This window comes from Candidatus Chlorohelix sp. (genome assembly GCF_037138995.1).
Classification (GTDB): Bacteria; Chloroflexota; Chloroflexia; order Chloroheliales; family Chloroheliaceae; genus Chlorohelix.
In genome coordinates, this window is record NZ_JBAXHI010000008.1 from 36,884 (window position 1) to 59,253 (window position 22,370).

Here is a 22,370-nt window from a genome sequence, read left to right on the forward strand (position 1 = left end):
TGAGTTTGAGGAAAGAGAAGAGGAACTAAAGATGGTTTGTTGTTGAGAATTAGTCTTTATAGCCTGCTTTGTGTTTGAGCCGTTTCAGTAATAAAGCGGCTTCTTTCACTTTAATATCTCCGGCTTCAAACAGTATTTTTCGGTATTCTTCGATGGAGTCTATCGCTTCGGACAACTTGTCTGCCTTCTCGTAGGCTATTCCTAGATTCGCCAAAGTATCGGCTATTGCGACCAATTCATCCGGTTGTGTGCGAGCCAACACCAACGCTTTCTGATAGTATTGCACCGCTTCTAGGGATTTGTTCTCATTCGAGAGTAGTACGCCAAGTGTGTTCAAAGTGGAGTACGCCGTTTCAAAATCCAGACCTTCTAGGTTATTTGCGGAGGCAGCAAGATATTTAATCGCTTCTTCATTAGCTTCTACTCCAGCGTAGGCAAAACCGAGAGTGATGTACAAAGTCCGTATATTTCCTGGCTCACCTAATTGTAGAGCAAGCTCAAGGGCAGATTGAAAATCCTCTATTGCGCTGTTCAGGTCATTGCTTTCTTGGCGTACTAATCCGGCGAAATAGTGAGCTTCTAGTTCTTTTTCTTGCCATGCTTCAGAAGCTGCCATTGCTGCTGCTTCATAGTATAGGGCTATGGCAGGAATAAATTGCTTTGTGTCTCGCAATTCTTCCGCCTGTTTGTACTTTTCTTCAAGATATTTATTGAGGATTTCCTTTTCCATAGCTTTATTATAACCTTATCAAAAATTGGCAGTGTGTTCAAGGATGGTAGCCTCTTTACTAAGAGGACGTTTTATAAGGGTATTAAGGGCAAGAGGCAGCCGCCAAAAACCACCTTACTTTGACCCTGTAGCAGCTAAACAAGTGTTGGTTGTACTTCAATTCACCCTTGAAAAGGCTACTACTGAGCAATATTTTTTTCAGTGCGCTTTAATTGGCGACGCGCTCGTCTTTGTCGTTCGGCTAGAAGCGCATCCCGACGACCGGGCGTTTTAATTTCGGCTTCTTCTGGGCTGACCCCTAGAACGGTACGTTGGTAAAGGTAAACGAAAACGTCTCTTATAAGCGCAGTAAAAGGCACGCTGGCAATTGCGCCCGGTAGCCCTCCGATTTCGCTGCCGATTATGATTACCAACATCACCACTGCCGGATGGAGTTTGGTGCTATCGCCTGCGATTTTGGGAACGAGAATGTTACCTTCAATCTGTTGGACTATTATATACAGGATTACAACTTTAATCACTAAATCAACATTGCCGGTTGTACCATAGAAAAAAGAAACTACTATTGCCGGGATTGCGCCAAGAATTGGTCCAAGAATCGGTAGCACTTCAAACATTCCGGCTATAAAGCCAAGAAATATTGAGGTTGAGGTATCAAACCCAACAATTAGCAAACCGATTGAACAGAGTATCGCCACAGAACCTGCCAGTATTAATTGTCCTCGGATGTAATCGTTCAAGTCAAAGCTGATAATATTAATCACTCTGCGGGCATCGTCGCGTAGGTTAGGCGCAACAATGTTAAACAGGGTTTGCATACCTTTTGATTTATCTTTCAACACGAAAAATAGCCAGAAAGGTACAATTAATACCCCTACTACGAAGCCGATAGTGCCGAATACCAGCGAAAAAGTGCCACCGATTAAGCCCGTTACGATGTCGCGTACAAAGTTGATGGCATTTTTGCTGAAATCATTGACAAAATCGGTCAGGGGTTGGCGATAATCGGAAGGGATTTGCTTAGCAATTTCGATATAAGTCTGGTTTAGCCACTTCTGAACCTCGTCAATGTAGCGGGGCGTATCATGTATTAGCTTGTTAGATTGATCAACTATAATTGGCACAAGGTAGATAAAGAATCCTGCCAACGCCCCGATAATCATAATATAAACCAGCAGAATGGCAAGGGCGCGTGGCATCAAGCGGTTCAGCGTATCTACCAGCGGCATTAGTACAAATGCCAGTGTCAACCCCACAATGAAGGGGGTCAAACCATGCTGCGCTCTTAAAAAAACCCAGCCAATAAATAGGAAGGCAATTCCCAGCAAACCGATGCGCCACCAGCGCCGCGTTTTGTCAGAAGGGTTTGGATACATATTTTCACACTAGATTTTAGGTCTGATTGGATTTTATTTTTAGTTTTGATCCGTTCCCTATAGGTTACGTGAAGTATTGTGTCTGAATTTGCAATGTCATATGTAAGCTGTATTTTGACGGGGTACACTGCCCCCGCCTATTTCTAGAATTCGGACAAAACTTCGCTCAGAATGTCTATTGCTTCATCAACATTATCTTCGGTGATAATTAGCGGAGGCATTAGGCGAATTGTTGTTGGGCTTACCATGTTAATCAATAAGCTTTCTTCGGAGCAGCGCAACATAACATCGCCCGCTACTTCTTTATTAATATCAAAGGCACAAAGCAAGCCTAGCCCGCGCACCTCAGTGATTAGTGGGTATTTCTCTTTCAATTCACCTAAGCGGTTGACCAAATATTCGCCGATACTGGCTGCTCGTCCAGAAATATTATTTTGCAACACCTCATTCATTACCGCAACCCCTGCAGCGCATGCCAGCGGATTTCCGCCGAAGGTTGAGCCATGGTCGCCCGGCTCAAACACCGCACAATGCTGCTTGGACAAGAGCGCCCCGATTGATACACCGCCTCCTAACGCTTTTGCCAGAGTCATAACATCCGGTTCAATACCATAGTGCTGGTAAGCAAAAAGTTTGCCGGTGCGCCCGATTCCGGTTTGCACTTCATCCAGCATTAGCAAAAGCCCGTTCTCATCGCACCAATCGCGCAAGCCCTGCATATATTCCTGAGTAGCCACATTTACGCCACCTTCACCCTGCACCGGCTCAATCATAATTGCTATGGTGCGCTCGTTGGTAGCTTGTTTGATTACCTCAAGGTCGTTGTAGGGTACGTTGAGGAAACCTACCGGTAGCGGTTGGTAAGGCTCTTGATAATGCGGTTTGCCGGTAGCGGCTACCATAGCAAGGGTACGCCCGTGAAATGACTTCAGGGTGGTAATTACTTCGTATGCCCCGTTTTTCTTGACTTTCCCATATTTGCGTGCCAGCTTGACTGCGCCTTCATTTGCCTCTGCGCCACTATTACATAGGAATACTTTATCCAACGCCGAATTTTCTACCAGCAAGCGTCCCAACTCAATTTGGGGAATAGTATAATACTGGTTTGAGGTGTGAATAAGAGTAGCAGCCTGTTGTTGGATGGCATTGACTACGGCAGGATGGCAATGTCCTAGCGCGTTTACAGCCCAGCCACCCACAAAATCGAGATAACTTCGCCCGGTCTGATCCCACAAGCGCACGCCTTCACCCTTAACAATAACCATAGGGGGGCGTTTGATGTTAAACATCAAATATTTCTTTTCCAAATCGGGCCAGCTTGAGGTAATCACAGGCTTTCTCCTTTTTAATAGAGGCGTGGGTTACGCCCCAGATTGAAACAAATATCTAAGGAATATGGTCTTAAAGAGTGAATGAATTGTATAATTTTTTCGGTGGCTGGTCAATCTAAAATTGTAAAATTAGACGCAATCCAGCTAGTTCTAAAGTATAATTAAGCGAGGGTAACTCTAACATCTGTTGGGTGTATTGGTTCAGGAGCTTGTATGTTTTGTCCATTTTGTGGCGCTTCCAATGAAGAGGAAGCCGACACATGTAGTAAGTGCCAGAAACCTTTGTCTAAACCGGAAGAGGAGCGCAAGGAGAAAGAAAAGCCAATCTATAACCCTCCTCCGGTGCGCCCATTTCAGCCCGGGTCGCCCGGTAGTGAATATGTATTTTCCACACCTGTTAACTATTCATCTGGTTATGTGTACTATCCAGCCTCAACGGTTGGAGTTGCACAGAATGATTCAATACCGTTGGCAAGGTTGGGGGCATATATCATAGATAGTATTATCACAGGGGTAATCAGTTTGGTAGTGGTAGGGCTACCGCTAGTATTTTGGGTAACAGGCTTTGTGAGTCGCTATTATACCGACTTAGAAACTACCTGTAATAGTTCCAGTGAAACTACAGCTTGTGATAATCTGGTTGAAAATATTATGGTAGAGAGAGGCGAGCTTTGGGGTCTTCTCGGCATTATAGGAGGCTTTGGATTACTGTCAACCCTCTTGTGCTTAGCCTACTCTGTATATTTCACAGCGCGAGGGGCTACACCCGGCAAAAAGGTTTTTGGTATAAAAGTAGTACGACAGGACGGTACACCGCCCGGTTTTGGAACTGCTTTGCTTCGTCAAACTGTGGGGTATTTCATTAGTAATACAGTTTTTATGCTTGGGTTTCTTTGGGTTTTATTCGATAAATATGGGCAAGGCTGGCATGATAAGCTGGCGAAAACTTATGTAGTGAAATCTTAGCATAGAATAATTGCTTCCGGTAAAGCGAAGTTATTTCAGGAGGAAAAGCTATGAATTATGATGTATCCAGCCCGGAATACAGAGAAGCATATCGTATGGCGGAACGGCGTGTAAAAGCCAAAATCGGGTTCTACTGGCATTTGGCTTCTTACGTTATAGTAAATGGTATGTTGATTGCTATTTATCTGCTCACTACTATGCCAGTAGGCGGGCTTTATTACCCGTGGTTTGTGTGGCCTATGTTAGGATGGGGAATCGGGTTATTATTTCATTTTCTTGGGGTTTACGTTTTTGCATCTAATAACTCTCCGGTAGTACGACAACGTATGATAGAGGAAGAGCTTAGGAAAATGGGAACGCCAGTTCCACCTCCCGGCGTACAATGGCCTACTACTAATTATGGTCAAGCTAATGTGCCAGACCCGAACAAGGAGCAGAAATATTAGGGCAGCAATAACTTGCCTAATGTACTATAATTTAAAAGTATAAGGGTTACTTGATTATGGTCAGTTGAATTTGCACCACAAAAAAGGTCTCAATAAAATTAATGAATCCTTAATACAATTAATAAGCAAAATATGCTTGTATAATCTTATAAGAGGTGTAGTATTTCCAGTATTAGCCGAAAGTGAGCTTAAAATGACATGCTGGATTAGTATCTTAGAAAGCGGTCATTTTCTTTTATCGGGCTTGAACATATTACCAACTTTTTGAAAGGTCAAAATGCATAATCCTAACACTGGTAGAGTTCTGGCAATTGATGATGATCCGGGTATTAGAAATGTTCTTAAGCGCATTTTTGAAACTGGCGGTTATGATGCTGAGATTGTATCCTCCGGTCAAGAAGCCCTTGCGCTCCTTTTTTCTACTAGCAATGAAACTGACGCTTGCCCATTTGATTTAATTTTAACTGACCTAGGAATGCCAGAAATAGATGGTTGGAGTGTTGCAACTGCTATTCGTAGTCGTTGGTCAGATGTCCCAGTAGTATTAGTAACCGGCTGGGGCGATGATGTGGATAATAAAAAAACCAGAGAATGCCAAATTAATGAAGTTATTTCCAAGCCTTTTAATCTTCATAATTTGTTGGAACTTATATCCAAATATACTACCCACTAATTTCAACAGGACTTTCGCTTGGAACAGCAAAAATGAACCTAGCTTAAAGACAATTTGCGCAAGCTCCTTGCCTGAAACCACCTCTGAAGCGAAAGTCCTACTCAAAATACTAAGAAAAGACTAGCAATAAAGTACCATACGCCTCTCGTTTGTGTAATGTCTTGTGTAATGTCGAAGTAATATAATTTACCTAACTTGGTTTTATGATTAGGGTTAAGGTAGCTTGTATTATTTCTACTTAAGAGAGGCAAAAGGGTAACTAAGATGCAGTCAACCTATATATCAGAGCAACCCTTAATAAATGTCATGGCTATGATCGAAAATTTGCCTAAACGCATACTTATTGTTGATGACGATACCGATATTCTCACTCTACTCAGATTTCAATTACGTTGTACCGGGTGGTCTATTTCCACTGCGACTGATGGCGCAGAAGCGCTGGATTTATTTTTATCAGCCCCGTTTGATTTGGTTTTGACCGATGCTATGATGCCGGGAATGTCTGGTTACGACCTAGCACGCTTTGTAAGAACCAGTGAGAAAGGCTGTTCTACTCCTATTATTATGCTTTCGGCTATTTTAGATACCCCCGATCAATTGGAATTGGCTAAAGATAGTGGGGTGGATGTTTATATAACAAAGCCTCATGACCGCAAGCAATTGCAAGCGCAAATTAACATCCTACTGGAATCTCCACCACAAAGGTATGTTTCAAGGATTTGAATTTCACTCCCATTATTTGGTTAGGTACTACTGTTAGCTCGCGTACCTTGAATCGTGGGGGTTAGATGCGCTCCTCCTGAATTGTAGGCAGCGGTAGGGCGGTTTTACCTAACATTGGGCATTATCCCCTAAAAGCAAAAAATTCTTACGGTTGTAGATTAATACCGGGCAGTTTGACCAGAATGGGATTATTTCCGGCTGCTGTAGTCAAAATAGACTCGCATTTCCGAGGGTCACGCTCACAATCGCGTCCTCTTGAGCGCAAATTAACCTCAGTCAAACATGTTAAGAAGAAAAAAATCAAGGTTACAACCAACGCCACAATTGCCCATGCTTGCGCTTGCCACCTAATGCTTGTTCGTGTGGGTAGGGGGCGTTTACCCGGCGGCATATATCGAGTCTGGTCGGGTGGAGCAACATTAGGATGGCTGCTACGCATTAGTGAGGTTGCAATGTTTGGTGCATACTGGTAAGGTGCGCCTGCTTGTTCTACACCGGGCGCAGACCAATAGTCGGGGGCAATGATTTCGCCGGTATAGCCGTAAAACCCGTACAGATAGGGATAGCCCGGAGAGTAATAATCTCCTTGTACATAGTAAGGGGAATCTGGATATAAATCTTTCACCAGCCCGGAATAGCCTAGAATTATTCCGGTTCGGCTGGCAGACGCTCGTTTGCTGACCGAACGTAGCGCCAGAAATAACAAACCTGAGCCAAGCAAGGATAAAATCAAAGAGCTTGTGACCAATTCAGGGGTTATTACCATCAAGCCGCTATCTTTAGATGTATCCCCCAATACATCATTGATACTATTCTGAAAAATGAACAGTATCCAATACACTATTGTTGGAAACAGGTTAAAACCAAAGTGTGCCGCCATGCTGGCATAAATCGAGCCGGTAGATAATGCTAGATACGCCAGTACGAAACCACCAAGCATTGTTCCGGTGAAGGTGTACATATACTGATGGAATAATCCAAAAAATATACCTACCCATAGCACGGTGCGCCAGAAGCTAGATTCTCCATTTCGGTGAAAACCTGACATCAGGAAGCCACGATTCAGTAGTTCTTCACAAGTGGGAGCAAGTATAAGCAGCGCGAGGGTTAGTAGCGCCATACCCAGAAAAGTATTATCGCTTAGGTTACTTGAGTCAGGAATATATAGAGTTCCAAAAATAGCCTGTAACCCCCAGCGCATCAGCATATCAGGAAAACGCACCGCAAATTGAGCGGCTACCCCCGCTAACATACAAATCAGTAACGTGCTGATTTTTAGTTTTCGTAGACTGAAAGTCTTTTTATAATCGTAACGAAAAACTAGGGTAAATAATAATGGTAGAGCCGCAATAACGGTTATTTGCGCTGCAATTGAAGCCCACAAACTACGCCAGTTCAGGAAATGTGTTACCGCGTAGGCAAGTACATTAAAGAGCACTGCAACAAGAAAAAAGCAGAAAATGGATATGGCAGTGTTTGGAGTGCGCGGTTTTTTTGCTGCTTCAAAGCTCAATTTTAACGCCCTCCTCCGGTACTATACAGCGCACTCCGCTCATTTCTTGTATATAACGCGCCATATCCTGCGCCAGTCCGTTATTGATGAAATAGGCGATGTCAAGGTGCGTAATTAGGCACAACTTTGCGCCTGAATCCTTCAAGAGATGAATCAGTCCGTAGGCGGTCAGGTGACGATGGGCGAAGGTGTGGTGAAAACCTACATTGGCGATTAGTATATCCAGCCCACCATAATTTTCCTTTAGGTCTTCATGGTACTGATGAACTCGTATAAAATCCCGCATTTCTCCTAACGCCAGTCCACTATTAACCTCCACAATCTCGCCGGATTTGCACTCGAACGCGCGTATATAGCTGGTGTCGCTAGTGTAGCCTAATTTTAACCCTTTGTATGCCAGTGTAAAACCATAATTTTCGTTACCATGATATGCTCGGTGCGGTATCAGGATAATATCCCCGTGCAACTCAAGAGAGTTTTCGGCTTGCATAGCCAGCACTGCTGCCGGTCCGCCCCGATATGGTCCAAAGCCGGGTGGCGGCAGTTTGCCCTGATGAAAGCGAGTTATATAGCCCTGTTCAAGCAACTCGCCGGGAGCTAACACTGTACCTCTACGTTGGCTCATTATATGGCTCATTGCTTCGATTACTACCCCCGCTTCGGTAAAATGGTCGGTATGTCCATGCGAAACAAATACCGCATCTAGCGCGGTTAAATCTAGCCCGAAATGATTGGCATGGTAAATTGCGCCCGGACCGGGGTCAATATGCATCATAAAGTCGGGGAAATTCAGGACAAAGCCCCCGGTGCGTCTTGTTTGGGTAAGCAAATTACGAGGGGAACCGCCTGTGCCGAGAAAGCAAATCCAATTACCCTTATCACGGGGCTTACGAATTTTTTCACTAAACCAATGCTCGGAAAACGATTCAATAGTAAGACGGCGTAGGTGTTCATCCAACGCTTCCAGTTCTGGATTATGCTCGTGAGGCTGATGATTATTCAAGAATGATGCTCGAAGGTTACTGTGTTAAGTTGTTTACAGTTAGCATGCCAGATATTTCCCAATGGTGCAGGCAACAACTCCTATCCTCTATCAGGGCTTTGTTCCTTTTCCAACTATTTTACTCCAAATCCAAGAATGGATTCCCACTACTTTAGTGTATATTAATGCAAGCAAGCGTAGTGTATTATAAAGATGAGCTAGAATTGAATTTTCCAGATTTATTGTAGCATAATCATATGTTTTTGAGGTGATATAGCCTGTTTTACTTTTACAAATCGAAAAATTTCTAGACCCATAACAACAAACCGTGTAGAGCCACTATAAAAGACTGGGTAATAATCCCAAATGAGTGATTTAAAAGAATTTATCAAATTAAATGCGCTGGCTGAAGGCTTCGACCGCATAGGTATAGCCGGGGCTGAGCCGTTTACTGAAACCAGTGAACGTTTGCTGGAACATATTGAGGAAGGCTTGATTAGTGGTTTGGCTTGGTTTACCACCGAACGCGCTAGTTATTCCTGTGACCCTGCTAATTTGCTTCCTCAAGTAAAATCAATTATTTCGTTGGCAATATCATATAACTCACTTGACATAAGTATAGAATATCGCCCGGATAACCCGCGTGGAAAAGTAGCCCGCTATGCATGGGGTCAGGATTATCACAAAGTATTGCGCCTTAAAATGGAGCGTCTTTTTGAAAAGATAAGCGAACGCGAGGGAGTTCGAGAAGCGCGTTTTCTAGTGGATACTGCCCGAATTGTTGATAGGGCGGTGGGGCAACGTGCCGGGGTGGGCTTTTTCGGTAAAAATACTAACCTGATTAGCAAAGGTTTGGGTAGCTATTTTTTCCTATGCGAAATTCTAACCGATCTAGAACTTGAGCCAGATACTACTGCTATCGGAACATGCGGCAACTGTACTCGTTGTCTCGATGCGTGTCCTACTCAGGCTATTGTAGCGCCTTGGAAACTGGATAATGCTCGTTGCATTTCTTACCTGACTATTGAGAAGCGCGGCAGTATAGAGCCGAGTTTGCGAGATAGTATTGGCGAATGGATATTTGGCTGTGATATTTGCCAGCAGGTTTGCCCTTATAATTTTAAAGTTGTTCCGAGCAACCACCCTGAATTTATTCCTTCAATACCCGGTATAAGCCAGCCGGAGTTGTTGGAATGGTTGCGGCTAACTGCTACCGAGGAAAGTTTTAGGGCGCAATTTAAAGACACATCACTACTACGCACGAAGCGGACAGGGTTGCGCCGCAACTTGGCTATTGTTTTAGGTAATACAGGTGGGTCTGATGCGCTATCTTACTTATATACAGCTTTGGTAGAGGAAACCGACCCGGTAGTAAAGGAACACCTCGAATGGGCAATCCAGAAACTATTGCATGTTATGGTAAGTTGATGTAAGATAAGCCATGAAGCTCACATTACTTATTATCAGGAATATTCAGGGCGGAGGGCGCTTAAATGTGGTCTGAACTAAGGTATTCACGCCCGGTAAGAACGGGTCTGTTTATAACAATCATCCTAGCTTTATCACTGACGTTGGCGGCTTGCAGCAATGATACCCCCCCAACTAACGTACCCCAACCTACTGCTACAACTATCTCAACTACTTACAGGGTGGAAAAAGACACTGACCTGTTTTTTCAGGGTTCGGTTCTGAGCGATTGGCAAAAGCGTACCAATGCTGCTAACTCGGTTATCTATGCTCCACTAGCTTTGCCCAATACGCAACTAACGATTAGTACCAGCAAAATAACCCGCCTGCAAGCCAATTCCACCGCACTGAGTGATAAATATATCAATGATTTGCGTCAGCAATACGGCAATGTACAATTGGGCGCGTCTCAAATCCTCAAAATGGTTGACCGTGAAGTGACGGTTAACGAGGTTCAGTATAATAATGGGCAGGACATTACCGAATATGTAACACAAGTTAATGTGAGCAAAGCAGACCGAGCTTATCTATTGATTGGGGCGCTTTCCACCGCTGATTCAAGTCGCTTGAAAAGCCCCATACTCCAAATGATGTCGTCTTTGAGCTTCAATCCGCCTGATGCGCTGCTCGACCCTCGTTTAACGCCAACAATTCCTACCACCCCAATTATTAATAGTGGCAAGCTTCAACCCACACCCGGCAGCGCGTCCTCTTCGGGAAAGAAAGTTGGCTTGTTGGATTGGACATCTCCCGCGCTCAATTCGGGAAAAACGCCAACAATAACATTTAGCGGGAAGTTCCCGGTAAACTGGAATTGGGGTATCAAGCCATTCCCAACCGAGAATGACATCGGTTTATTTCTGGTATCTAATATAACTGCCGCTAAAGGACCGGTCGGTCAAAGTTCGGCGGAAGCAAATATCCAACTTGGGCTTGTACAGAATGTATTTGCTGCCGAGGGTACGCCCAAACCTTCTGAGTGGGAAAATGGCATCAAGCCGGTGATGGATTACTTTCAGTCTGTTACTTTGCCGGGAATAGGCTCAAATGTGCAGGTGGATTTGCCAGTGGCAGATATTAACGGTACCAAAAAAGTAACTTTTACCGTCCGTTCTGATGGCGGTGGTCAGGTCAACTCTTTAGGCAGCATTTACTTTCGCAATGTAGGTAAAAATATGCTGGTAGGGATACTTTATATTAGCCCCGACGTTGCTTTCAAGGATGCCGAAGCACAAAATTATGATACAGATATGCTAACTATAATGAATAATGTTCGCGTGAATATTAAATAGCTTGTAATTATCGTAACAAAAGAGAGGGCGTGATATTTCACGTCCTTTTTAATTTTAAAACATTTTAAGCACCACTCAAGTTCTGCAAAAGCCGATAAACGCGCTATTTAATTCAAGCTTTTTGGTGTAGCGAACGCAGGGGAAAACTTTGCGGTCGCTTCTAGCAAAACTACTGGTTCTTGTTCTTTGGCAAACGCCCCACCAAATAAAATTCATCATTGGGGCGCATGTTGCTCAAGTGTGCCATTCGATTTGAGAGGGCGTAGAAAGCTGCTATTGCCCCAATGTCCCAAATATCTTCATCATTAGCCGTGTTTACGTAGGTTGGCGTAATCGGCTTCTTCAAGCTCACCGGAGCGTGCTGCAATCTTTAGGGATGTGCAACGAAAATCGCAAGGTTTGATAACACTTTTTTACCAATAGTTCTGACCTGATTACTCAGAGGCTGTGAAAGAATTATCCTTTGGTACAACCTGTTGTAGGCTACTTAAGCCAAGTGCTACAAGATGGTTGTGTTCTTAGCCAATTGTTTCACAAGCTCTGAGTTGGTAAAAAGATACGGTAAAATTAAAGTGATTTTGAGTAAAAACAGGTTAAAAATGACACAACCGTAATTACAGCATCAGGCTTTGTAATGGAATATACAAACTCATGCGTTAAAGTGATATAAGCACGAACTGGCTTGTGCTGATAACCCTGTTCTAAACCAACATTGACCGTAGAAATTTACAGGCTTACCTGCTAGTTTTCACGGTCTTTTTTCTACCCATGAAATAACCTGCTTCATTGCCGCAGAGTATTGTATAATTGAGCATATATTTTCCAAAATATTCTGTGAACCAATAGGAGGAAATAACGTGCTGCTGGCAATTGATGTGGGTAACACCAATGTTGTAGTCGGTGTTTTCATAGGTGATGAGCTTAAAGCTAGTTGGCGTGTGCAAACTGAACGCCGACGTATGCCCGATGAATGGGGCTTGATGTTTTTAACGCTGTTAGAACATCGTGGTATAGACCCTAAAGAAGTGCGCTCGGTTGTTATCAGTAGCGTAGTACCACCTTTGACAAATGCGCTGGTTGAAATGGCGGAAACCTATTTTAAGGATAAAGCTTTGGTGGTTGAACCGGGTATCAAAACTGGCGTTGCAGTGCGTTATGAGAACCCTCGTGAGGTGGGCGCAGATAGAATTGTAAATGCGGTAGCGGCATTCCATTACTACGGTGGTCCTGCGGTAGTGATTGATTTTGGGACTGCTACTACATTTGACGCGCTTTCAGTCAACGGTGAATATTTGGGTGGCGCTATTGCGCCCGGTATTGGTATTGCCGCCGAAGCCTTATTCCAGTTAGCAAGTCGCCTTTATCGAGTAGAATTAATTCCTCCAGCCAATGCTATTGGTAAAAATACCACTGCCAGCATGCAGTCCGGCATAATGTATGGCTATATTGGCTTGGTAGAAGGGTTAGTGCGCCGTTTCCGAGCCGAACTGGAAGAATTATACAATTCAACTGAAATCAGAGTAAAAGTGATTGCCACCGGGGGTCTAGCGGAGATTGTTTCAGAGGGTGCGCCGGGTATAATTGATGTAGTAGATCAGGATTTGACACTACAGGGCTTACGGCTAATACACGAATTGAACGGCTAGAAACTTGCCGCGTCTGCATAAGGCGCGGTTATTCCAAATTCCACCTCATTTCTGGAAATCCCATTACTTTCAAATATTTCCAAATTATTATCCCTTTTACATAATTAACCCTAGCAAAGAATAGCATTTTGTTCGAGGTTTAAATAAACTAGGCTGATTTTGAGCGATTTGATTCCATATTAATTGGCTAGAGTTTCACACAAAAAAGAAACCCTATTTCCCTTGCATTATGCTTTTACAACGACATAAAAACACTGTACAAGCTGAACTTGATTAAACTTGAGTAATTAGAATTCTTCTCTTTAATATTTAAACCACAACTTAATTGGTTGTAAACACATAAAAGCAATAAAACCTGCCAACGACAATAATATTCACCTCATTTTTACTCACGTACACCTGCCCTTTAATAAATTACACCTATGCTTAAATTATAATAATGGGGATTTCCTGATCAGGTTAAAAGCCTGAGAGAAAGGAGAAGCGCCATGAATAGGCAAGATGCTGAAGTAGAAAGAAGTAAACTGCACCCATCGCCTACTTTGAGAAAAATCCGCACTTTATTGCTGGCAACAGATGGCACTGAACATGCTGAAAAAGCTTTGCTAAATTCAATACATCTTGTTCAGCAGAGCGGTGGGAATTTAATCCTTGTCTATTACGCTGACCCAAATGATACTGACCTGTTTGGGGTAATGGGATGTAATAGCCAAGAGGCTTGGGAAGTGCAAGGCAGTTTGGTTCTTGCCCGCTTGGAGAAGAAGGCGAAAGAAGCAGGTTTGACTGAGGTTTCGGCGCTACTTGAACCTTATAAAGGGGAAGAGGGCTTGAGCGTATTGGCTACTAAAGTTCAGGCGGACCTAGTTGTACTAGCATCTCATCTCTTTTGTTTGGGTTAATTAGAGAATCATTGCCAATTTTCACTAAATAATTACCAATATTAACCTATCCTTACACTTCTTGAGGTAAAAATGTTGAATGGTGTACTGGGTGGAAGGTAGATTAGGCTATGAAGCACCCTAGACTTGCACGTAGGCAAAGAACGCAAAATGAAGGAGACGAGGTTTATAGCTCCCTAATGTCTAATGAGAACGCGCTTGAGCAATCGGAATCCTTACTTGGATTTCTAGAATTCATGGCAGAAGGTGTCATGGTATTAGATAACTCCAGAATTATCCGCGCGATAAATTCATCTTTGGTGCGAATGTTTGGTTGGAGTGAAGCTGACCTAGTAGGTAAATTGTGCCTAGATATATTCGGCTGCCAACATCCAGATAGCGCTACTTCACTATGTGTAAATCTATGCCCCTTGATGAATATACGTGCCTTATTCGATCGATTACATCCCATCAATTATCATGAAATTTCTATGCTAACGAAGAGTGGTGAAAGGCGAGAAGTCAGCGCCAGTTTTGCGCCTCTATCCTTGCCTTTTTTGACCCAAACAAATGCTGAAATTAGGGATTCGCATGATAAATTACCACTAACACTACCAAATAAAGTACCAGCATATAGTATAATTGTACTTAGGGATATAACCGATTTAAAGCGGCAAGATCGGATTAAATCACAGTTTATAGCCACAGCTTCTCACCAACTACGCACTCCCCTTTCCAGTATCAAAACCTCTATTGGTTTGTTACTGGCAAGTGTAGGTGAAGATTTTAGCGACCCTTTGCGTCGCTTGTTGCTGAATATACAGGTAAGTTCTATGCGGATGGAGCGTTTGGTAAACGATATGATCGAACTTACTAACCTCCAGAGTGGGCGAGTAAAGATGCAGCGCAACCATATTGAGGTGCGTGATTTGGTTGATAAAGCAGTTAATTTGATTCGAGCTAATCTCGAGAACAAAAAACAAATTCTTAAGCTTGATTTACCTACTAATCCGGTCTATCTTGATACTGATTACGGGCGTATAAGTCAGGTACTTGGTCATTTGCTTTCTAATGCCAGTAAATTTAGCGCTTCCGGTGGTGAGCTTGAGTTGCAGGTTTATTCTGTAACACAAGATGGGCAAACTGCATTCCAACAAAATGAAGCTATTTTCTGTGTGAGAGATAGTGGTATCGGTATCTCTATTCAAGAGCAAAGTATGATTTTTGAAAAATTTTACCAGAGTCAGGTTGCGGAAAATTCAAATGAAGTTGGCGGGGGTTTGGGTTTGCCTATGGCAAAAGCTCTGGTAGAATTAAATGGGGGTCGGCTCTGGTTCGAGAGTGAGCCGGGCAAAGGGAGTAAGTTTTATTTTTCGCTCCCCTCCAGTGGGTAAACTGAGAGAATATCTGGCAAGGATAAACTATGAAGATTCTGGTCGTTGATGACGATAAAAATATAGTTGAGGCTATTACTATTGGTTTCCAATTGCAATGGCAGGAAGTTGAAGTGTTAACAGCTCCGGACGGTGAAAAGGGGCTAGATATGTTTTATGAAAATAACCCCGACATAATTCTCCTAGATGTAATGATGCCCCATAAGGATGGGTTTACTGCTCTCAAGGAAATTCGCCGCACTAGCGATGTTCCTATAATTATGCTAACTGCGCGTGGTGATGAACTCGATAAGGTTAAAGGGTTAGAGCTTGGCTCGGATGATTATCTTACCAAGCCGTTTTCTCACCTTGAACTTTTTGCCCGGATTAAAGCTGTTTTGCGACGTGCCGAAATGCCTCCGCCCATGAATGCAATGCCTTCATTTGTAAGTGGCGATATATCAATTAACTTTGAAAATCGTGAAGTGGTGAAGAAGGCTATACCAATTAAAATGACTCCTACCGAATATAGCCTATTGTTTCTATTAGCGCGAAACGCTGGGCGTGTAGTGCCGTTTGAAACGTTGCTGGATAAGGTCTGGGGTCCTGAGTATAGAGAACAATTGGATTATCTCAAAACTTATCTTAGCCGCTTACGCAAGAAATTGGAAGATGACCCTGAAAATCCCCGTTATCTGATTACTGAGCGTGGCTTAGGCTATCGCTTTGTAAAAATTGGCGGAAAATAAGCTTTTTCGACTTCGGGGCGAACAATTGCAGTTCGCCTTTTTTGATTATGATAGATCAACTCTGGCAATCAATTCAAAAACCTGACACGCCTATACAATTTTGGGATAAATCTACTACTCCCTTGTTTCCTTTTGGGTGGTTACCCGTACCCGGAATGGTTTGGGTTTCGTATGTCTATGCCACTGGCAGGGATTTTAGAAAATTGGCTGATGGCGAATATATTGCGAAACCTTGGGCAAAACTCGAATATCGTCTCGGTAAGTCTGAGCCGGAGTTAATAAGTTTATCAAATAAACTTGAGCATGTAGCTATTCAGGGGGTACGTCCGCTTAAATTGGATGAGGTGGAAATATATCGGCAATACCCGGAGATTTTAGAGAAAATTCTCTCCAACGATTTTGCTGTAGTAGCGAGCTTGCCAGATTTGATACGCAATTACTACCGTTTGTGGCGTAATTGTAACGGAGTAATTGCGTCCCAAGTGAAGCCCTATCATTCAGATTTTTTTAAGTGGGTAGACGAATATTAGCGATTAGCTTCCCAGTATAATTCTTTATCTCCGAATTTAACCAAGTCGCCACCATTAATTCCTTCGCGTTCTAACGCTCGACTAATGCCCATGCGATCAAGCACTAACTGTAATCGCTCTAACGCTTCCCAATTCTCCATCGGGGTCATAGCAACTATTCGCTCAATTCGCTTACCTCGCACTCGGTACACACCCGGAGTTTCGGCTATAACGGTAAAAGCATCGTCATCAAGGGTAGCAGGTGTCAGAACTGGCAATTCACCTCCCCTTGAAGCTGTCAATACGGTAGCTGACGGCAATTCCTTAACGGCTTTAGCTATCTGCAAAATCAATTCTTTAGTACCTTGCCTCCCGGCTGCGGATATAATTTGCGGTTCTATATCTTTTTTGCGGAAATACTCTTTCAAGCGTTCAAGATTTTCTTGCGTTTCAGGTATATCAACTTTGTTGATAACTACTATCTGGGGCTTTGCGGCTAGTTCTGGGCTGTATTCCTCTAATTCTTTGTTTATCTGCTCGTAATCGTTTATGGGGTCGCGCCCGGAAAAACCGCTACCGTCCAGCATATGCACCAGAATACGGGTACGTTCGACATGCCTTAAAAATTCATGCCCAAGCCCTACTCCCTTAGAAGCGCCCTCAATCAAGCCGGGGATGTCTGCCACTACATAGGTATAATCGTTGTCAATAATTACTACCCCAAGATTTGGTTCTAGGGTGGTAAAGGGATAATCGGCAATTTTGGGAGTAGCGGCAGTAATAGCAGAAAGCAAGGTACTTTTCCCGGCGTTCGGGAAACCCACCAACCCAACATCGGCAAGAATCTTTAGTTCCAATCGTAGCCAGCGTTCCTCGCCCGGCTCACCGTTTTGAGCCATACGCGGCGCTTGATGGGTGCTGGTTTTGTAGTGGGTATTGCCAAGACCACCGCGCCCCGCTCGTGCCACCATAATAGTCTGACCGGGTTCTGTGAGATCACCTTGTAAAATCGGTTTTTCTGGATGGTCAGGTTCAGGTTCAGTATAGAAAATAGTGCCGGGTGGAACACTTATATAGAGGTCATACCCTGCCGAGCCGTGCATCTGCCGTTTTCTACCATAGCCGCCGCTTTGCGCTTTATAGTGTTGTTTATATTTGAATGGCAAAAGAGTGTTCAGGGAAGCATCTACCTTAAGGTAAATTGAGCCGCCCCGCCCACCGTCTCCACCATCGGGACCTCCAAAAGGCACGAATTTTTCACGTCGCATAGAAGCGGAACCATTTCCGCCATCACCGGCTTTTAAATGGATTTTAGCTTTGTCATAGAACATATGGTTTTGTTAATCCTGCTTAACCGTAGCTTTTTAATTCCTCCACCGGATTTAGCTCTGGTCGTCAAGGAAGGCGCGCAGGACTTTGCCGATACGGGGGTGGCGCAACTTGCGCAATACTTTTGCTTCAATCTGACGAATTCGTTCGCGGGTAATACCAAATTCACGCGCGACTTCTTCAAGGGTGCGTGGTCTGCCGCCTTCGTCCAGTCCGTAACGCAATTTAATAATTTGCTGTTCGCGAGGGGTAAGCTTTTCCAGAGCTTCTTGTACCGCTGCTTTCATTGCCTCCACGCCAGCTTGCGCTACCGGATCCATGCTGTTGGGGTCTTCGATAAAATCTCCCAGAGAAGTGCCTTCTCCCTCATCGCCAACCGGAGTTTCCAATGAGACCGCTTCCTGACTGGCAGCCAGTAACCTCTCAAGCCTTACAAGCGGCATTTCAAGGTCTTTTGCTAGTTCTTCAAGGGTTGGTTCGCGGTTTAGGCGGGAAACTAGGTCACGACGCACTCTTTGTACTCTGGCGAGTTGTTCATTTAGGTGAGCAGGTAGCCGAATTAGCCTTCCTTGGTCAGCTATGGCACGTGTTACCGATTGGCGAATCCACCAAGTGGCATAAGTAGAGAATTTATATCCCAACTTATAATCATACTTGTCAATAGCACGCATCAACCCGATGTTGCCTTCTTGTATAAGGTCAAGTAAGGTTAAACCACCCGCACGGTTGCTGTACTTACGCGCAATACTAACCACGAGGCGCAAATTTGCTTCCATTAGGTGGTTACGCGCTTCCTCACGAGTGCGTTCATCGCCCTCTGCCAGACGTTTAGCGAGTTCAATTTCTTGTGCGTAGGTAAGTAAAGCTACCCTGCCTATTTCGCGGAGGTAACTGGCTACACTATCGTCACTGTAATAATCATGGTCATGGTCATAAGCAACAGAATGACGAACAACTGGGGCAGCTACGCTATCGTCAGGGGTAAAACTTTCCCCTATGGCATCTTTCTCAAGGTCTTCAACTTCTGCCAACATAGCGCGAGTAGGCTGTTCGTCAAGCGCACTCTCTTCTGTTTCGTCTGTTTCTTCAGTTTCTTCTGATAAATTCCCGTTTAGCAATGTATCCTCGCCGAATTGCTCGGTCTGAGCTTTACTATTTATGTGCTTGTTGGTATTTGCTGCCTTTTGTTCCATCATATACAATTATTTATTTCAGTAGAGAAATTATTATTTTCTCTACTTGCTAAGTATATTACTTTTAGTCTTATTTTGCTGATAGCTGTTCAATTTTGAGTATTCTAACACATCACGTAATAAATCTCATCTTAGATTGGAGTTATCGCGTTGTAATTGCGACATAGGCAATTTTTACAATTACACTGGCTGAACCGCTATTATCACCTAAAAAAAGAAAATTCGGATGGTCGTAAGGAAAGCCAAAATCGCTATAATCTCGCAATTTATTGCTGAGCAAAACTTTGTTGTCGGTTGAAAGCGTGTAGGTAGCGTCTTTAATGGTTAGCTCATAGTTGGTTAGGGCAGCAGTGGTATTGAAATCAACGCCTTCCCCATGTGTGAATAATGTTACATCGTTAGTGTTCGGGTGCTTAAGTCCGTCATTTTGCGCCCAAATTTGATTTGTCCAAAAGGCAAGTTCAATTCCTATTTTATCTTTGCCTAATAGCGCAACGCTAAAACCTGCCCGGTCGGATATTCCATCTTTGTTACGGTCTCCATATTTGTGTTCTTCTTTAACAATCTGAATTTTGAAACTTAGGGTAAACCCTTTTTCTTGGTAGAGAACAGGCACCAGATTGGGTTTGGCAAAATATCCGGTGAGGTCGTTATCTGCTTGATGAGTATCAAGGGTTGTAACTCCAGCGTTATAAGACTGCTTTGAACTGGAACCTACCATCGGTATATTCAACATCTTAAAACCTTGTGTATCGGGAATTCCCGTATCAAGCGCACCATCATACAATACCACCAAATCGTTTTTGGAGATTGGGGTAGCTGTTACTGAAGCTGTAGTGGTTAAAGGCGTTGGTGTATTTAGTTGTAAAGTTGGAGTCGGCATCGTGCTACAAGCAGTAAGAAAAAAAGCGGCCAATATGGTTAAGATTACAACTTTAATTCTAGATGCCCTCATTATAAATCTTTATGAAAAACTACATTACTTCTTTTCCAGCAAAAGCGTCTTTTTACAAATTGCCCAAACACCGGAGTTATAATCCGGTGTCGGGACGTGCTGCTTATATTTGTGCGAGGGCATACTGAATAATAAGCGGCGCAAGTTCTTCTGCCAAACCTAGCGAACTGAACTCGATTGTATAATCAACCTCGATTGCTTTGAGGCTATCCCCATCTTCAATCAGGTCAACCGCTAATACTCCCCCACCAACCGCATTTGCAGCTGCCAACGCTACTTCGACTATTTGTGGAGTGAGCGGGCAATCAATTACGGTCAAATTCTTGTCACCACTGCTGGTAGCGCGGTTGGCAATCATATAAATTGCTTTGACGACCTGCTTGCCAATAACAAAAGCGCGAATATCTCTACCGGGGCGGTTTTGGAGATATTCCTGTAAATAATAGATGGCATGGTCGTACTGTCCAAGCTGATCTTTGTATTCTAGCACAGCCTTAGCAGCATCATAATCGTTTAGCCTTGCTACCAATGAGCCTTTATCCCCGGTGATAGGTTTAAGCATAACCGGGAAGCTTAACTCATTGATGCTGGTCATAGCGCTTTCTAAGTTAAAGGAAATTTGAGTGCGCGGTGTAGGCACATTATTTTCCACAAAAGCTATGGTAGTAAGCAATTTGTCGCCGCATGTTCTTGCTACCTCATAGCTATTAACCGTTTTGACTCCGGCTCTTTCAAGCAGAATAAGGCTGTACAGAGCTACAAAGTGGTCAATGGTGCGTTCAATAACCACTTCGGCTTCACCCGGTGCAATAACCTTACCTTCTTGCATATCGAACGCAATTTCGGAAGTATTTATTAGTAGCGGCTCTACTCCGAGTTTGCGTGCCGCCTCAATTAAAGCGTTTTCGTCTTCGCGCAGTTCCGTGTAGAGAATGCCAAGCTTTTTCCCCATATTAGTCTTCCTTCCCGGCGCTAGACGGTTTATGACTCTTGATAATCAGGTCAACGTTTTCCAGTGAAATCGGCTCAAGCCCTGCCGCGTGCCGCACTTTTTCAGTGATGATAGCAATGTCAGCATCGGACAGTTCTAGTTCTAATTCACGGACACGGGCGGCGATAGCGTGTTTGCCGGTGATACGGCTGGCAATATCGAGAGTTCGGCGTATACCGAAATCTTCCGGTCGTAGCACTTCGTAAGCCTGACTGTCCTGCAAAATCGCTTTAGTGTGGATTCCGGCTTTATGAGTAAAAGCATTCGGAGCGGTGATGGGCATATCATGTGGAATAGGCACGCCCAGAATGGTAGCTACCATTTTATCCAGTTTGGGCAATTCCACCAGATTATATTGCTTGACCAATTCTCGATCCAGCGAATAAAGTCGCGCTACCAATCCGCTCAGGGAGCAAATACCGTTGCGTTCGCCGATACCCATAACCGTAACATTAATGCAGTGTGCGCCGGCTTCCATCGCGGCAAGGGCATTTGCCACCCCACATCCGGTATCATTATGCCCGTGAAACTCCACTTTGAACCGGAAGCGTTTGGTAAATTCCAATATGCGGTCGTACACTTCAAACGGGGTTGCCCCTCCGACAGTATCCGGGAAATCCACCTGATCTACGCCGGCTTCATCCAACGCAGCGCAAATGTAAAGAAGGTCTTTAAGGTCGGTGCGGAAGGCATCTTCTGCGCCAAAGCGAGCGAAACGCCCTTTACTGTGTACATACTCTACCATATTACAGGCGAGTTTTGAAACTTCCTCAACACTTTTGCCGTGGCTGGCTTTCTGAAGGAACTTACTGGTACCCATGAAAAGGTTGATACCATATGCGCCAGTTTCGAGCGCCATATCCACATCTTCCTGATTGACGCGACAATGTACCAGCACTTTGCTGTTTGAATTTTTCTTTTTAAGTTGGCTTACCATAGTAGTAAGTTCTTCCAACGCATTTGGATAGCTGACGGGCGAACCTACTTCAATGTAATCAACACCGAACCGCGCCAATGCGGTGGCAATTTCGATTTTTTGTGGGAAAGAAAAATGGGCGCGGCTGAATTGCTCGCCCTCGCGTAACGTGGTGTCCAGAATCTCCACGCTTTTAATATTGGTGCGGCGCAGCGCTATGCCGTTCGCCACCTCGTTTTGTGGTTCGGTGTCCTCCATGGTACTCCTCAAAATAGGCGTTACTCTGATAAAAGTGGGCAAGAAGCCTTGATTGGCTAGAATACACTAATCCC

General features: G+C 44.0%; 22 protein-coding genes. 11 read left to right on the top strand and 11 right to left on the bottom strand.

The window, feature by feature from the left end; genetic code table 11:
• Nucleotides 1–49 precede the first annotated feature (49 nt).
• The 3 genes from WCK19_RS05700 to WCK19_RS05710 all read right to left on the bottom strand — a co-directional run bounded on the left by WCK19_RS05700 (nucleotide 50) and on the right by WCK19_RS05710 (nucleotide 3,437).
• The gene (locus WCK19_RS05700) at nucleotides 50–730 is read right to left on the bottom strand and encodes a tetratricopeptide repeat protein (protein ID WP_342396406.1); all 681 of its coding nucleotides are present in this window, start codon (nucleotides 728–730) and stop codon (nucleotides 50–52) included.
• A 179-nt stretch (nucleotides 731–909) separates the two neighbouring features.
• Entirely contained in the window at nucleotides 910–2,106 is a 1,197-nt protein-coding gene (locus WCK19_RS05705) for an AI-2E family transporter (protein ID WP_342396407.1), read from the bottom strand.
• Nucleotides 2,107–2,249: 143 nt separating this feature from the next.
• Nucleotides 2,250–3,437, bottom strand: a complete 1,188-nt coding sequence (locus tag WCK19_RS05710; RefSeq protein ID WP_342396408.1) for an aspartate aminotransferase family protein — start codon at nucleotides 3,435–3,437, stop codon at nucleotides 2,250–2,252.
• A gap of 213 nt (nucleotides 3,438–3,650) precedes the next feature.
• On the opposite strand from WCK19_RS05710, the gene WCK19_RS05715 reads away from it, so the two are divergent.
• The 4 genes from WCK19_RS05715 (at nucleotide 3,651) to WCK19_RS05730 (ending at nucleotide 6,245) form a co-directional block, all read left to right on the top strand.
• Nucleotides 3,651–4,403: an RDD family protein gene (locus WCK19_RS05715; protein WP_342396409.1), complete on the top strand. Its 753-nt coding sequence runs from the start codon at nucleotides 3,651–3,653 to the stop codon at nucleotides 4,401–4,403.
• Between the two features lie 50 nt (nucleotides 4,404–4,453).
• Entirely contained in the window at nucleotides 4,454–4,849 is a 396-nt protein-coding gene (locus WCK19_RS05720) for a 2TM domain-containing protein (protein ID WP_342396410.1), read from the top strand.
• 277 nt (nucleotides 4,850–5,126) lie between these two features.
• Nucleotides 5,127–5,522, top strand: coding sequence for a response regulator (locus WCK19_RS05725; protein WP_342396411.1), 396 nt, complete (start codon nucleotides 5,127–5,129; stop codon nucleotides 5,520–5,522).
• Between the two features lie 306 nt (nucleotides 5,523–5,828).
• Nucleotides 5,829–6,245: a response regulator gene (locus WCK19_RS05730; protein WP_342396412.1), complete on the top strand. Its 417-nt coding sequence runs from the start codon at nucleotides 5,829–5,831 to the stop codon at nucleotides 6,243–6,245.
• A 145-nt stretch (nucleotides 6,246–6,390) separates the two neighbouring features.
• Here WCK19_RS05730 and WCK19_RS05735 read toward each other — a convergent pair whose 3' ends face one another.
• Complete coding sequence (locus WCK19_RS05735; RefSeq protein WP_342396413.1) at nucleotides 6,391–7,758, bottom strand: type II CAAX endopeptidase family protein; 1,368 nt, start codon at nucleotides 7,756–7,758, stop codon at nucleotides 6,391–6,393.
• Nucleotides 7,748–8,761 carry an MBL fold metallo-hydrolase gene (locus WCK19_RS05740; RefSeq protein ID WP_342396414.1) on the bottom strand — a complete coding sequence of 338 codons (1,014 nt, stop codon included), beginning with the start codon at nucleotides 8,759–8,761 and terminating at the stop codon, nucleotides 7,748–7,750. Before WCK19_RS05740 ends, WCK19_RS05735 begins: the two co-directional genes overlap by 11 nt.
• 345 nt (nucleotides 8,762–9,106) lie before the next feature.
• On the opposite strand from WCK19_RS05740, the gene queG reads away from it, so the two are divergent.
• Entirely contained in the window at nucleotides 9,107–10,168 is a 1,062-nt protein-coding gene (gene queG, locus WCK19_RS05745; RefSeq protein ID WP_342396415.1) for a tRNA epoxyqueuosine(34) reductase QueG, read from the top strand.
• Nucleotides 10,169–10,233: 65 nt separating this feature from the next.
• Nucleotides 10,234–11,499, top strand: coding sequence for a hypothetical protein (locus WCK19_RS05750; RefSeq protein WP_342396416.1), 1,266 nt, complete (start codon nucleotides 10,234–10,236; stop codon nucleotides 11,497–11,499).
• 169 nt (nucleotides 11,500–11,668) lie between these two features.
• Here WCK19_RS05750 and WCK19_RS05755 read toward each other — a convergent pair whose 3' ends face one another.
• Nucleotides 11,669–11,851 carry a hypothetical protein gene (locus WCK19_RS05755; RefSeq protein WP_342396417.1) on the bottom strand — a complete coding sequence of 61 codons (183 nt, stop codon included), beginning with the start codon at nucleotides 11,849–11,851 and terminating at the stop codon, nucleotides 11,669–11,671.
• Between the two features lie 505 nt (nucleotides 11,852–12,356).
• Here WCK19_RS05755 and WCK19_RS05760 point away from each other — a divergent pair.
• From WCK19_RS05760 to WCK19_RS05780, 5 genes are all read left to right on the top strand, one after another.
• Nucleotides 12,357–13,145: a type III pantothenate kinase gene (locus tag WCK19_RS05760; protein WP_342396418.1), complete on the top strand. Its 789-nt coding sequence runs from the start codon at nucleotides 12,357–12,359 to the stop codon at nucleotides 13,143–13,145.
• 488 nt (nucleotides 13,146–13,633) lie between these two features.
• On the top strand, nucleotides 13,634–14,044 hold the full coding sequence (locus WCK19_RS05765; RefSeq protein ID WP_342396419.1) for a universal stress protein: 411 nt from the start codon (nucleotides 13,634–13,636) through the stop codon (nucleotides 14,042–14,044).
• Between the two features lie 110 nt (nucleotides 14,045–14,154).
• Complete coding sequence (locus WCK19_RS05770; RefSeq protein ID WP_342396420.1) at nucleotides 14,155–15,417, top strand: PAS domain-containing sensor histidine kinase; 1,263 nt, start codon at nucleotides 14,155–14,157, stop codon at nucleotides 15,415–15,417.
• 29 nt (nucleotides 15,418–15,446) lie between these two features.
• Nucleotides 15,447–16,145 (top strand): response regulator transcription factor, encoded by a 699-nt coding sequence (locus tag WCK19_RS05775; RefSeq protein WP_342396421.1) that lies wholly within the window; start codon nucleotides 15,447–15,449, stop codon nucleotides 16,143–16,145.
• A gap of 41 nt (nucleotides 16,146–16,186) precedes the next feature.
• Nucleotides 16,187–16,675 carry a hypothetical protein gene (locus tag WCK19_RS05780; RefSeq protein ID WP_342396422.1) on the top strand — a complete coding sequence of 163 codons (489 nt, stop codon included), beginning with the start codon at nucleotides 16,187–16,189 and terminating at the stop codon, nucleotides 16,673–16,675.
• On the opposite strand, the gene obgE is transcribed toward WCK19_RS05780, so the two are convergent.
• From obgE to WCK19_RS05805, 5 genes are all read right to left on the bottom strand, one after another.
• On the bottom strand, nucleotides 16,672–17,985 hold the full coding sequence (obgE, locus tag WCK19_RS05785) for a GTPase ObgE (protein ID WP_342396423.1): 1,314 nt from the start codon (nucleotides 17,983–17,985) through the stop codon (nucleotides 16,672–16,674). The two genes, WCK19_RS05780 and obgE, sit on opposite strands and share 4 nt — an antisense overlap.
• Before the next feature lie 51 nt (nucleotides 17,986–18,036).
• Nucleotides 18,037–19,179 (bottom strand): sigma-70 family RNA polymerase sigma factor, encoded by a 1,143-nt coding sequence (locus tag WCK19_RS05790; RefSeq protein WP_342396424.1) that lies wholly within the window; start codon nucleotides 19,177–19,179, stop codon nucleotides 18,037–18,039.
• Nucleotides 19,180–19,318: 139 nt separating this feature from the next.
• Nucleotides 19,319–20,059, bottom strand: coding sequence for a hypothetical protein (locus tag WCK19_RS05795; RefSeq protein ID WP_342396425.1), 741 nt, complete (start codon nucleotides 20,057–20,059; stop codon nucleotides 19,319–19,321).
• A gap of 175 nt (nucleotides 20,060–20,234) precedes the next feature.
• A complete protein-coding gene (locus tag WCK19_RS05800; RefSeq protein WP_342396426.1) occupies nucleotides 20,235–21,083 on the bottom strand; it encodes a RimK family alpha-L-glutamate ligase in 849 nt (282 codons plus the stop codon).
• 1 nt (nucleotide 21,084) lies between these two features.
• A complete protein-coding gene (locus WCK19_RS05805; RefSeq protein ID WP_342396427.1) occupies nucleotides 21,085–22,296 on the bottom strand; it encodes a hypothetical protein in 1,212 nt (403 codons plus the stop codon).
• Nucleotides 22,297–22,370 lie beyond the last annotated feature (74 nt).